Source organism: Candidatus Mycobacterium wuenschmannii, assembly GCF_030252325.1.
In the GTDB taxonomy this organism is placed as follows: Bacteria; Actinomycetota; Actinomycetes; order Mycobacteriales; family Mycobacteriaceae; genus Mycobacterium; species Mycobacterium wuenschmannii.
Genome location: NZ_CP126981.1, coordinates 5,026,897 through 5,040,028, shown reverse-complemented (window position 1 = coordinate 5,040,028; position 13,132 = coordinate 5,026,897). Strand labels below are relative to the sequence as shown.

The window sequence follows — 13,132 nt, the reverse complement described above, 5'->3', positions numbered from 1 at the left end:
CGTGCTGTAAGTTTTTCCGCGTCCGCTAGCTATCAAAAACGCAGCTCAGCGCAGATTCGATATCTCAAGTGCCCCGAGCGGTCGCAGTGATTTGAGCCGGTTTCACAGCGTTTCGTTCCCATATCGGTTCCCAGATCGGGCCGGCAGGTCTGCCCAGCGGAGCCTGATCCGTCACAGTCTTGACCGGAATCGTCTCAATAGGTGTGTCGCGCCGTCAGGAATCGGCAGCATTCTTCAGACGGCGAAGGATGTCCGATATCAGTGCATCTCGTTCGTCGCGGGTCCATTCTCGAATCTCAGGCATCGCGAGAGGTTGACCGAGCGGGTCGAGCACAGTGTCGAGGTACTCCTGACACCATGAACGCCATCCCGATGCGGCGAGCCGGTCAATGTGGTCTGGTAGCTGCTCGATGGCGCGATCCATCGCGGAGATGTACTCGCGTAGCTGCAGCCCCTCGCGCCAACGCGCGTGCTGGTCTCGCAGCACTTCTGCTCGCACATTCTGCGCGTGGAAAACGCGTGCTTGGCGTTCCGCCTCGGCCTGTAGCCGTTCACGCTCGATCGCAGCGAGTCTTTCCTGCTCCCGCCGGCGGTCGGACTGAACAGACTGTCGCTCAATCTCCCACAGGATCGCGGGTAAGAGGCTCTCAACTCGTGTTCTCTTAGCAGGAGTGTCCGACCACGTCTCACTGATCCCTGAGCGGCCGCCAGACTCCCAGATGAGCCCAACGGCAAGGGAATCCCCGACAGCGGCGTCGGGGCGCTTGACTGGCTTGCCCCACCGAGGGGGTGGCGCCTCTCGGTATTTTTGCCACACGGCGATTGTGTAGCGGTAGTCGCGAATCCGGATCGCTATGTGCCCGGCTTCTGACTGTCGATAGTGGCGGCGGCCGGGCGGATTAGCGGCGCCGACGCGGTGGCCGCGCGCGTCCGCCTCGACAGCGAGCGCTTGCAGGATGCGCAGCATTCGGCGCTGCGAGATGGTCGTCATGGTCATGAAGTCGCGCTCCCTGAGGTTCCCGAGAGCCGGATGCCAGCCAGCGATTCGTTGTGCGTCCACGACCTCAGGCGCAGGTGTCGTTAGCCAGCGGGGAGCATCCTCGAGGCGGATGACTGAGACCTCCCAACGACTACCCATCTCTACCGTTAATTGCTTGCCCTCGGGTGCGAGCTTGTGACGGTTGACAGCCGCGGCCAACACCGCATATGGCCGTCGCCCTTCTTTAGATTCACGCTGGATCTCTCCGCCGGCGGCGAGCACCTCAGCAAGCAATTGCCTTGCAGGACTTGGTGAGTGATCCTTTGACGACGCACGCGCGGGAATGTCGCGGCGTTGGTCAACGGGCCTTTCTGGAACTGCGAGTGTTATCAAGGGTGCATCGTGAGCGACCCGCGGCGCACGAGCCTTCTTGGTCCAGTGCCCTTGCGGGTAAGTGCCTTTCATCAGATAGTGCTCGCCGGCAGGCAGGGTGGCGGCGCTCCAGACCCCGCCGCGCTTCGACACCGCCACCAGGCGTCGCCAAGCTAGCGCGGCAGCCGTGGTTTTGAAGGTGAAGTCTGTCCATCGGCCGTCCGGGCAGCCGTCGCTGATCCAACGCAGAACGTCGAGTTGTCGCTGATTGAGCGGGGTATCAAAGGCCACCGTCAAATTGTCGAACGCTTTTAGCTGCCGCGCAGCCGCGCGACCTCTGTTTCGAGCTCCTCAATTCGGCGTTCGAGTGCTGCCCGCGTGGGTTTCCGCACTACTAGGGTCTGCTGGGGTTTAGAAGGTTCAGCCCGAAGGCCCACAGCCTGCGCATCGATCACTGTCGCTGGGTCGCAGCCACACTCGGCGCATTTGACTGAGCCGCTGAAGGCGGCATGCACGGTCCGATGGCTTCGATGAGCGGTCCGTTCAACCACGTGACCGCAGTAGAGGCGCAGCCGCCAGACCATCAGTTCGTGGGAAGGCGTCGGCTGCATCAACACACCAATTCGCTCCACTTGCGAAGGCGAAAGCGGCGGCATCGGACAGCATTTACCGCAATGCCTTGTCAGCGAACCCGACACACCATGGCTATGAGAACTACACGAAGAGTGCGCGGCTTTGAAACGGGACGCCTCGGCGTCGTGGCGCATTCGTTCAGCACCGGAAAGATTCATCGTGCCCTTGAAATCGAATGGTTCGCTGTCGACGTACGGGCGGCCACAACCGGGGCATGGCAACCCTGCGCGATACTGCTCGAAAGTCAACGGTGCGACATCACAGCGCAGCGAATCCCGCAGACGCTCGCGATCGTCCTGTCGGCGCCGGTCTTTCGCAGTCACCTCAAACGGCTTCGTCAGGTCACCAAGTCGCTCGTAGGCATCAAGGTCAACTGCCACCGACGGAACGTAGAAGCCTGCCGTGTCGGTGCGGTAGATCAGTCACGCACGGGAGGTAAACACCTGTCGGCCGCTCGCGGTTCGACCGTTAGATGCTCGGGAAGGCAAACCGACAACCAACGGAATACCAATCCCCTGATTCCAATGGTGCCGGTCGTTGCCGGTTCTCGTTGTCCGACAACCGAATTGACCACCTTGAGCCCCCGATAGCGACCGCGCCCCGTGGTTTCCCTGTGAGCGGCGGTGAATAAACGGCGACTGCCAGCGCATGTAGGAATGCCGGTATGAAAGCGGCTGTTCTCGGCGGCCCCCCGGTGCCTACAGAATGGCGATCTGGATAGCTAGATGAGCATTGCCTATTGCCGATGTGTCCCACGTTTTCCGATTGGCGGTCGCGTGTCGTTGACGCTCAGGGTCTTGCGCGTTAAAAGTGGCGAAGTGAGAAAGGTGGTGGCGTCGACAGCACTCTTCGCACGGCCGGTCGGGAAATCAAACACCGCTGAACAACGAGGTAGCTGGAAGGCTTCGAGGCACGGATAGATAGAGCGCCTCAAAGGACGAGCCGCCGTCCCAATCAATGCTGGCGACGAACCATCGCGGCACGCAAAACGGCCTTTCTCCGCGAAGATCGTGCCGGAGAGCAGCGTCCGGTGCTCGTCACACTGCTCTTTCTGTCCTCGTTCACGACCCTCGCAAGCCGCCAATCGCGTGCGCTAATCCGGCGCGCCGACGTCATAGACGCGCACTTGTCGGACTTAGGTGCTCAACTAGATACGAACAGGATCGACAGTCTTAACGGTGGGGCTTCTAACCCCGACCGCAGGTGACGGAAGGAGGTGATGGTGATGGCAGGAAGAAAGACAAGCGCAAAAGCCGCCAAAGCGGCTTCAAAGGTGCTGCGAGATGGCCGCACTAGTAACGCGTCGAAAACTGCCGCGGCTTCTGCACTGAGCCAGCGGGCCCCAAAGTCCGGCGCGAAGGGCAGGAAATAGCTTTGAAAGCTTCGCTGAATAGGCCGATCCTTTCCTCGCTGCCGGCTCGTTCGACAGTTGCGACGCTGGAGTCGTTTCAGCCACTCGACCCAGTCGGACATCTGTCGATTTTGGCTGCCGTACAACATTTTTGAGAATTCTCGACTAGCGGTAACTGTTTCGGCCGCCCCACTGATCTGCCGCATACGCGCCGTCTAGCGCTAATCGTTCCGCCGACGGTGGGTTAGGGATTGTCACCTGGCGCGTTTGCTGAACTACGTCGGCCCTCGAAAGTACCCGCTGCCGGCCCAACCGACTCAAATAAAAACAGGAAAATGGTCATCGCCCACGACCGAAGAGACCGACCTCGCGCACAACGAGGTGCAGAGGGGGTCAAGCTGATAGTTCGCCGATCGCCGTGGATAGACCAGCGAGCCACTCAGTTGGTAAATCTGCTCCTTACACGCTACGGCTACACCATCACCGAAGACGTCGCGCGGGAGGACATCTCGCATCAGGTTGATCTCATAGCCGAGCGGATGCGAATAGGGCAGCAAGCCGCGAAGCGCCACGTCACCGCGGAGTACATTGCTGACTTCGCTGATCACGTCGCCGACGTGATCGACCGGCATAATGACGCGGTTCGGAAAGGTGAAGTGTCCGACCTGTCTGCGAAACGACGGCAGCGTTTTCCGAAGCTGCTCGACACCGATTAGAGCCGGCATCGCTTTTTGATCGTTCGAAAGCGCAGCTCTACATATCTGACCTGTGCCGAGCGGTTGTACTGATTGAGGCGGTTTCAGGTGGCCTTCGCGCGGCACGCATGCGAAGGCTCTGGAGGACTAGTTAATGTGGTCGATGTGATGCGACCTGCGGGAAGCGCCTACCCGGGACAGCGCGAGTTGTTGGCCGCCGCTCCGGTGTTTGATTGGATTGACCGGCACTTCCTTCGTTGCGATCCTTTTGCCTTCGGGCATGCTGATTTTCAGGAGTTTGCACTTCGCTGTTCAAAAGAATTTAAGGTGGACCCTAATGGAATATTCTGCGGGGGATCTGGTGCGGTTGGGTTGTCAATAAACCCCGAGAAGATGGTCGAAGGAAACCTTAAAAGATTCAATGACAGCTCCGATCTAGACATTGCGATTATCTCCGAGATTCATTTCGAACTGGCGTGGCGAAACCTTCGTGAGCGAGCACATCCTGCGCTAAACGTACTAGAATCCGACTTTCAGCAAGCAATGAAGCAGCAAAAGAAGCGATTCTTTGACGGCGCAATTGTGACCACAAAGCTGCTGAGCTATCTAGATTTTGGTCCGGACTGGATTCCTGCAAGTACGTCATTATCCGAGCACATCGCTATAGTCTTTGACCGAGAAATAGACGTAAATTTCTGGATATATCGAGACTACTGGAGTCTGCGAAGTTACATCGCGAACGGCATATACAGGTGTAAGGAGAAAGCATTGTGACAGACGCTAGTAGTTTGTTCTTTAGCCCTCAGCTTTCGTCGGCCGCGACGGCAATGACGGTAAACCATTTTCGAAAAGCCCGGGCGAGTGAAGCGTCGGAGTTGTTATTACGTCCAGCATTTCAGCGCAACTTAGTGTGGAACGATGAACAGAAAAGTTTTCTAGTTGACTCCATCCTGCGCGGGTTACCGGTCCCTGAGCTCTATGTACAGATGGATACGTCCGCCGACGGAAACGAACGCCTGACGGTTGTGGATGGGCAGCAGAGAATATCGACCTGCCTATCTTTCACCGATGATCGGCTTAGACTTGGCACTTCCGAAGACCTCGACGCACGTTGGCAAGGCAAGCTTTTCTCGGAGCTGGAGAACGACCTAAAAGCGAAATTTCTAGGCTTCAAATTTATCGTTCGTGAACTCCCTGCGACTGCCACCGAAACCGTCTTACGCGAGATCTTCAGGCGGCTTAACCGAACCGTAGAAGCCCTGGTGCCACAGGAGCTTCGACACGCCGCGTACACCGGCCCATTTATACGACTCGTCGAGCGCGGCGGGGCCGCTGCAGCCTTGAATGATCTAGGTGTTTTCACGCCGCAGGACTACAAACGAAGAAGGAACGACGAGCTTATTGCTGAAGTGCTGATGGCTATCGATGCGAAAGCATTTCCGAATAAAAAAGATGGATTAGAGGAGCTGTTTTCTACATTCGAGCGACGAGGAGTACCTCCAGAGCGGCTATCGGAGATGACTCGACGATTCGGGCGATCTCTAAGTTTCATAGATATTTTTAGCGGACAATTGCGAAAAACGCGCTTTCGAAACAAGTCGGACTGTTATTCTCTGCTGATTTTTTTAGCACGGAGCGCCGAGCACCTCAGTGTTGACGAGGCAGCGTTCGCTCCAATAGTCGATACACTAGTTGATTTCTCAGCGCTGGTGAACGAAATAAAGCGCGAGGAGGGCCAGGGCCGAAGTATTGACAAGCTGGTGTCCGAAGCGCCCGGTTCGGATGCGCTGGCCTACCTGAGAGCCGTTGAACGGGCCGCGAGTGACCGGTTAAGCCGAGTTCGAAGGCATGACGCGCTGGAGGCCATCTTGGGTGACCGAGTCAAAGCACTGCCTATCCTGCCGCTTTCGGAAGCTGACGCGGAGTGGTATCTGGTCGAAGACCGCCTCGAGGAAATAGTGGACGAGAGCGGGGGGGACGAGGAACGCCCAAGCGGGCAGATTAGTTTTCTAGTCGACGAGTAGCCCAGAGTCCGGGCGGTGAACCGCCAGCCACCGGCCCCTACCAAGATATCTGCTCACAAGTCTTGATGACGCTGGGGATAACTCCGGCGCCCAATTCGATCTACTGGCCCTGCCAGCACGTTCCTGTCCCGTCACTGCCCACGCGCCGACTCGAGTGCGTCAATCGTCAGCGTTGCGAGACGGTCCGTTTTGCTCGCGTTCTTGAACAGGCTCGCAGTGTATCCGCCGTACTCGGCTTCGCCTTTTTCTTTCAACGTGTTCAGAACCGTGGCAGTCAATTCAGTGGCCCGAGCAAGCGTCGGGTTCCAATCTGCCGCGTGATCTTGAATCCCGGTCAGGTCCAACCGGGCGAACACCAGGTGGGCGATGAGGCGATTCCCGTGAACTGCGTAGCCCTTGGTCCGATTGTCCAAGCCCGTCCGCAGACGGTCGAGCTCTTGGTCTACGGCACGGAGAATCAGCACCGATCGCCAGACCCGCAGGTGGTTGGTCTCAGCATTGAACAGCGCCTTATACGGAGACTTGGTGGTGTCATCCCATAGACGGCTGACCTCGCGCTTCGCTTGGGTCGCAAGAGCAGCCGACTGAGCGCAGGCCAGGGCCACCGCGGCCTCGCCGAATTCACAGCCCTGGTCAGAGTCAAGGCGAGCTTCCCCGCTGCGGAATGCGTACGTGAGGTTATCGACGGCGAAGTCATCGCGCAGGCGTGCTTGCTCCGGATCGAGTCCGACGAAGTCGCGACCGCCGATGACGTTCTGCGTGTTGGTCGCGCGGGTGACCCGCTTGCCGAAGTCCTCAGCGGTCGACTCCAGGGAGATGAACCGGACCATCACGCGCACCTTGTCCAGCTCCGCCTGTTTACCCTGCCGCAGAGCTCGGGCCAGTGTCCCGACGGTCTGCGCGCCGTTGACAACGCTGACTCCCTTGACGCCGAACGTTCCCTGCCGGCGCTCAGGTCCACCGGCCGGTGCCTTGTCGATCGACTCGCAGAGCGCCGTGACGCCGTTGTTGAAGTACCAGAAGTTCTCGGGGGAATCGAGCACCGTCTCAAGCACGGAGTTGTTGACCTCCGAATTTGGCAGGACCACGCGGACATTGCGGGAGAGGAGGAAGTCACCGTGGTCTCGCAACCAGCCGGCGACCTCGGTTCCGCTCAAGTGGCCGTAGACCGCCTCGGGCGGGCCTTCCATCCGACCCCAGTCGGAGAGCTCGACGGTGAGGTCGATCTGGCTCGACTGGTTCTCGTCGACCAGCAGCTTGTAGATGAACCCCTGATTCGCGTAGCTGAATGTGGCGACCTCGGTTGGCACGTTGAGCGTTGCGACGTAATCGTCCATGTGCCCGCGCACGTTCTCTGCGACTGCGGGTGTGCCCATCGACGCGAAGATGACTTCGATGCGCAGATCGGTGTTCAGCAGGATGTCGTCCAGTTCGGCGGCGCGGTCTTTGACCTTGCCGTTGAACCGCTCCCAGTTCATCGAGACTAGGTCAGCCAGCCCCTTCTGGAACTTGATCATGTCCTCCATGGAGGCGCCTTTGGTGCCGGTGTTGGACCATTTCGACTGGACGACGTAGAGGCGAGGAGACTCCGAGTCCACATACGCGATGGCATCGATGCCGTTGTCGTCCGGACCGTCGGTCACGGACGCCGCTGCGTCCTCGTCACTGAGACCCGCCACCTTAGTCAGAACGAACGCGGCCAGCGCACGGGTGAGCTGTGCTTGCTCGACATGCTCTGCACTGTGGGCACTTAGATCGGAGACATCAATGTGCGTATAGGTGGTGTTCTTCAGCCGCCGCTTGATCTGCGCCACATGCAAGTCGCCCATGGCCGACCCCCTCGCTTCCATGTGGGGAGCTTGACCCCGACGTCTATCGGGATGCGCGGCTCGTTCGACCTTGATCTGGCGCCTGCGCGATATCGATGGTACGTAGCGGTTTTAGATCCCACTGATCCAGGCACCGCCCAGCCGACGATATTTGTCGGGGCCCGAGGCTGAGGCGGGTGCTGTCGCGCGTCGTGGTCAGAGCAGTTGGCGGAGGCGTGCGGCGGTTTCGAGGTCGGCCCGGAATTGGCTGAGATTGGCGACTGTATATAGCCCGTCGATCTGGTTGTTGACCCATAGCGCATGGATTCGGCGTAGGTCAGCCCGCCGTGATTTCCAGCCGATGCCGTCGACGACCGCCATTATGAACTGGCGAGGTTGGCGGATCAGCGCCATTCGCTCGATCTCCCCGAAGGCATCTGTTAGCTTGCTACCGGTCGAGTCAAATCCTTTGGCGGCCACGACAATTAGTGCGTTTTCAGTTTGAGGAATGACAAGGTCTGCTGGGCCTGTTTGGCCGTTCGATCCGACGAATCTGGTTCGTGTGGCGTAGGGCAGTCCGAGGTCCTGAGCGATCGCTTCGATCTTGTCTTCGATGAGGCGGCCCGCGGCGCCGGCGCGGGTCGCGGTAACGCGTGTGCCGGCGCGGGCGACGAGCACATCGGCCAGGCCGTAGCTGCGGTTGAGGTGCCGCTGGACCATCAGGACGAGGCTGAACGTGGAATCGAAGTATTCGATTAGATCCGCTGGGTGCTGCCGTGCAAGGTGGGTCGCTCCGGCGCGGTCGAACCGGTCGCGGAGGCGGTTCTTCAGCTTTTCTTGGGATAGGCCGACGATAAGTCCGAGCACGTAAGCCCAGTGTGGTTGTCGTGCAACCCAGTCCGACAACTCAGCTTTGTCGATCGTTGGCAACTCGGCCAGGCTCGACACAGCTCTGTGGATGTCCTCGGTCTCGGGAGTGACGGTCGTTGGATCGACATGAGGTGTCAAGCTTGCTAGTGAAGCGAGGTAGTCCTCGAAAGACAGCGGCGCACTCACTCGTCTCGCCCGATGAAGAGATATTCGCTGACATCCCGACGCGCGGCGGCGGCGTGGGTGCCAAAGCTGTATTTGTGATCGATGGCAATGGTTTCAACGCACGGCTTGACCTTGCCGAGTAGATCGAGGATGCGGGTCGCGTCCGGAATGGCGTTCGAGGAGTAGGACAACACGATCGCGCCTGCTCCCTGGAAGTGCTCAAATGTGCGGGCCAGAGCGTCTTCGATGGTGTGTTTGTAGGCGAACGGGGTGAAGCGCTTCTCGAGTTTTTTGGTCTTGGTGTGGTCCATGATCGTGACGCCGCGCCAGTACACGCTCAGACCTTCGAGGAAGTGGTAGCGCTTGATGTAGTCGTTGTCGTCGCTGGGTGGGGCATATGGCGGATCGAGATATACCAGATCTGGTGTCACACAGGGTATATCGAATACCTCTCCGCACCGGACAGTGTTGCGCAGCTTGTTGCTGAACACCGTGGCGTTGTAGTCGGCCGCGCGTTCGCGGAAATGTTCGCGCAAGCTGATGCGAAGGTCTCTGCGACCGTCGGCGTACCGGGTGGAGTCGGTAAAGGTGAACACGCCGCGCGGCTGTTTCCGCGCTCCCGACAAGATCAGTGCAGCGATCGCCAAGTCCCGTCGATACCCGGTCAAACGATCGATGTGTGACCACGCCGTGTCAAGAAACTTCCGGTCTTCGGGTGTGAAGTACAGCCCGTCGAAGGTGGATTGGATGAAGTCGCGATCATCAGCCGGCGGTCCGCAGATCTCGTCGATGAGGTCTGGTTCGAGTTGAACCGTCGAGTTGGCCACAGTCGCGCGGGCGATGACCGTGGGGAAAGTCAGGAAGTCGTTGGCGGTGACCTGGTAGCCCTGGGCCTTCAAAAGGTAAGAGACGACACCGGACCCCGAAAACGCGTCGACGGCTGTTGCTCCGTTGATGTCGGCGAATACGCGCTCCAGATGCGGGAGGAGGCGATACTTCGAGCCCATGTACCGGATGCGGGGAAACGTCCGAGCCTTCGCTACTACCGCCGCAGAGCTCGCAACGTTCTCCATGCGTCACAGGTTGCCATAGCGCTGTCGGTTCACAGGCCATCTCCGCACAGGTTGTGGGCGGTGTCTTTTCCGTCTCGCGAGGGGATCACAGCTCAAGACCGTCACCACGGGTGCGCTCTGCTGACATATCGCGGCCACGTGCCTCTCGCGCCACGGGATCAATCACCGTAGCCTGGGCCTGCCAGCGACGGTAAGTGGTAGCGCGGTCGCGGACCGCCACCGAACGTTTCTCGACCACGGCACGAACAGTCGATGGAAGAAGCTCGGATGCGGATTTCACTGCGACGTCGTGCGCGGTTTCCGATCGTCCGTCGTGAGCAACTATTTTGCGTAGCAGCCTGGAGGCGTAGTAACCGTCCCCACGGTCCGCAGCGCGTTCAGTTATGGCGAAGTTACGGCGGTGTTCGTCCTGGTCCGCTCGTTCGTAGAGGTAGGCGGTGTTGGTGCCGCGGCCTCGGGTGAGGGCGACGTAGGCCAGTGCGCGGGTGGCTTTTTTCGCCGAGTAGGGCGTGGGTGGTGTCGGCGGTGGCGCCTTGGGCGGAGTGCACGGTGATGGCGTAGCCGTAAGTGATGTGTTCACGGACATAGTCATTGGTGAACGCGCCGAGGGTGTGGTCGTCGAGGCGGGGGGCGACGAGTCGATTGTTGTCAGGGTTGATGTGAGTGACTTGCCAGCGCTGCCCGTTGCGCACCGGACTGTCCTCGACGGCGAGGCCGTCGCCGCCGCGCAGCGGAACAGTGGCGTCGTTGCTGCGGGTGAGGATGAGGTCGCCGACCGCGATGCGGTGGCTGCGGGCTCCGGTCACGGTGGGCGCATTGGGGTCGATGTTGTCGCGGTGGAGGCGTTCGTTGATCGCGTCGGCCGTCTCGGTGCGGTCGCACACCAGGAGTGCATCTTTGCCTGCCGCGATGTCGGCCGCGTAGCCGGCCAGGGCGTCGTTGGCCATTGTGATCTGATCCCCGCAGTGCAGGCGGTCGTGGGTGCGGTACCAGCCGATCGCGCGGCGGATTGCAGCCGGTCCCCCGTCACGCAGGGCGAGTGAGGCGGTGCGTTCGCCCGCATCACGCATCCGCCACACCGCAGAAAGATGTTGCGCCCAGGGCAGATCGGTGCAGAGTTGGGCGAACATGCCCCCGCGAGCTTTGACCGGTGCCAGCTGATATTCATCGCCGACTAGCACGGTTTTGGCTCCCGCATGGGTGGTGGCGGTCAGCAGGTGCAGCAGGTCGGTTGTGCCGACCATCGCGGCTTCATCCACCACGACGAGTGTGTGGGGGCCGAGGTCTAACTGCTTGTCACGCAACAGCTGTAGGGCTTCGGCGATGGTGTGGCCGTGGTCGCCGGCGCCTTCGCGGACCGCGACGTCGACGGCCTTGCCAGTCGGCGCCAGCACCAGCGTGGTCCCGTCGAATCGGCGGCGTGTGGCGGTGCGCAGGGCGCGCATCGATGTGGTTTTGCCCGCCCCGGCGGGCGCGGACAGGGGTTGCACCAGCCACGGTGAGCGGCCGATGTTCTCGACGGCGCGCTCCTGATCTGGCGACAGGTGCGCGGTGTCCTCCTTCTTGATCCAGAGCATGGCGCGGTCGTTGCGCGCATCCACCAGTTCAAGCACCGCGGTTTCCTCGCGCAGGATGGCGTCGAGTGTGTAGCGCTCGTGGCCTTCGCGCTGGTGTGCGGCCCGGGGTGCGGTCAGGCGCACCGCAATCTGGTCGGCTTCGGATTCGAGCAGTTCGCGGGGGGTGCGCTCGGTGTGCACCGGCAGTTGCGCGGCGAGGATTTCGATGAGGTCGGCGCGCGTGAAGGCGGCCTTATCGATGTTGTTGGCGGCGGCCAGGATGCGCGCGGTATCGAAGGGGGTGCGCGCTGATGCGCGCCGGGCTGCGCGCGCTCGGTCGAAGGCTGCGCGGTCCAGGGGCAGGCCGCGCGCATCGGTGCGCCATTGCGCGACGAGTTGGGTCCAGGCGAGTTCTTCGGGCTTGGCGGTGCGGGTGGCTTTTTGCGCGACGGCCAGCTGCGCCGCGGTCAACGGTTCCTCCACCAGGTTCAGGTGGTGGGCGGCCCACTCGCGCAGCTGAGTCGAGCGCCGCGACCAGGCGGTGATCGTGGCGCGGTCCACTCCGGCGAGCTCAGCCATCCCCGTGGAGGGGTCGACAGGTTCCCACTCCAAGCCGAGCGACTGATGTAGTCCGCGGCGCAGGGTGGCTTGATAAATGATTCCGGCCGCGCGGGTTTCGTGATACAGCGACGTCCCGTCGATCGACACCATCGCGCCGTCGGCGCGGGCCTGGCGGTTGGAGACGATGACGTGGGTGTGCAGATGCGGGTCCCCGCACCGCGACGTCTCGTGCTGATAGGCGATGGCCGCTAAACCGGGAAGGCGCACAAGGTCTTTCTCGCCTGTGTCCGCGTTGTGGATGCGGGTGTAGCCGGCATGGTCGGTGAGGTATTCCATCGCCTCGGCGATCGCGGTGGAGTGAGCATCGGCGATCGCTTTCGTCAGCACGTCGTCATCGCCGCGTAGCGCCCGCAGCAGGGAGACGCTCTTCGGTGCGCAGAACGTTAAATCGAAGCCGTGCACCCCGCGCTGCCCGAATCCGCGACCCTGCGCGCTATTCGGGGTCACGCCGTCGTCGAGCCAGCGCGATACCGCCGCGGCGTCGGCGTCACCGCCGACCCGCTGCGCGTCGGTGAGGCCCACCAACTTGGCGACTGTGTGGGTGTCGCCGGCCAGGAGCCATGTCGGGGGACGGGTTTCGTGCTCGGTGTAGTACTCCCCCAGCCCGCCACCGGCCCGCGCCGCATCCCTGCTAGCTGTCTGGGCGGTGCGGGCGGTGTCGATGTAGTAGTTGATCGACCAGCGCTTCAGCTTGGAGATTGTCAACACCTGAACCACCTACTGACGGTGACTGCGGCGGGGAGGCATCGGCGGCCACGGTTGTGGCACTTGCTGTGCCACAACCATTCTCGCACCCTTGTGCAAATGTGCCAGGCAGTATTTGGGGGGTTCTTGTAGTGGTGAGACGGGGTGATGCGTGTGAGCGGATGTGTAACGGAGTCAGTGCTTTTGGGATGTAGTGAGAAAAGTACAGGCTTTGGATTACTGCGGCGTTGGGGATAAGGCCGCAGGTGCACTCAGATCGGCCGACACGCGACTGGTAGAA

The 13,132-nt window shown here is 60.9% G+C and carries 9 protein-coding genes and 1 pseudogene; 2 read left to right on the top strand and 8 right to left on the bottom strand.

Annotation, left to right across the window (positions count from 1 at the left end; translation table 11 throughout):
- Positions 1–214 precede the first annotated feature (214 nt).
- The 4 genes from PT015_RS24300 to PT015_RS24285 form a co-directional block, all read right to left on the bottom strand.
- Complete coding sequence (locus tag PT015_RS24300; RefSeq protein WP_285187846.1) at positions 215–1,642, bottom strand: hypothetical protein; 1,428 nt, start codon at positions 1,640–1,642, stop codon at positions 215–217.
- Positions 1,643–1,662: 20 nt separating this feature from the next.
- Positions 1,663–2,364: a hypothetical protein gene (locus tag PT015_RS24295; RefSeq protein ID WP_285187844.1), complete on the bottom strand. Its 702-nt coding sequence runs from the start codon at positions 2,362–2,364 to the stop codon at positions 1,663–1,665.
- Positions 2,365–3,127: 763 nt separating this feature from the next.
- Complete coding sequence (locus PT015_RS24290; protein WP_285187842.1) at positions 3,128–3,457, bottom strand: hypothetical protein; 330 nt, start codon at positions 3,455–3,457, stop codon at positions 3,128–3,130.
- Positions 3,458–3,652: 195 nt separating this feature from the next.
- Positions 3,653–4,156 carry a hypothetical protein gene (locus PT015_RS24285; RefSeq protein WP_285187841.1) on the bottom strand — a complete coding sequence of 168 codons (504 nt, stop codon included), beginning with the start codon at positions 4,154–4,156 and terminating at the stop codon, positions 3,653–3,655.
- A 30-nt stretch (positions 4,157–4,186) separates the two neighbouring features.
- Between PT015_RS24285 and PT015_RS24280 the strand changes: the two genes are divergently transcribed.
- Positions 4,187–4,804 carry a hypothetical protein gene (locus tag PT015_RS24280; protein ID WP_285187839.1) on the top strand — a complete coding sequence of 206 codons (618 nt, stop codon included), beginning with the start codon at positions 4,187–4,189 and terminating at the stop codon, positions 4,802–4,804.
- Positions 4,801–6,054 (top strand): DUF262 domain-containing protein, encoded by a 1,254-nt coding sequence (locus PT015_RS24275; RefSeq protein WP_285187838.1) that lies wholly within the window; start codon positions 4,801–4,803, stop codon positions 6,052–6,054. The genes PT015_RS24280 and PT015_RS24275 overlap by 4 nt, the downstream gene beginning before the upstream one ends.
- A 131-nt stretch (positions 6,055–6,185) precedes the next feature.
- Here PT015_RS24275 and PT015_RS24270 read toward each other — a convergent pair whose 3' ends face one another.
- From PT015_RS24270 to mobF, 4 genes and pseudogenes are all read right to left on the bottom strand, one after another.
- A complete protein-coding gene (locus PT015_RS24270) occupies positions 6,186–7,883 on the bottom strand; it encodes an AIPR family protein (RefSeq protein ID WP_285187837.1) in 1,698 nt (565 codons plus the stop codon).
- A gap of 195 nt (positions 7,884–8,078) precedes the next feature.
- Positions 8,079–8,918 carry a hypothetical protein gene (locus PT015_RS24265; RefSeq protein WP_285187835.1) on the bottom strand — a complete coding sequence of 280 codons (840 nt, stop codon included), beginning with the start codon at positions 8,916–8,918 and terminating at the stop codon, positions 8,079–8,081.
- Entirely contained in the window at positions 8,915–9,970 is a 1,056-nt protein-coding gene (locus PT015_RS24260; RefSeq protein WP_285187833.1) for a DNA adenine methylase, read from the bottom strand. Before PT015_RS24260 ends, PT015_RS24265 begins: the two co-directional genes overlap by 4 nt.
- An 85-nt stretch (positions 9,971–10,055) precedes the next feature.
- Positions 10,056–12,855: pseudogene (gene mobF, locus PT015_RS24255) on the bottom strand (MobF family relaxase).
- Positions 12,856–13,132 lie beyond the last annotated feature (277 nt).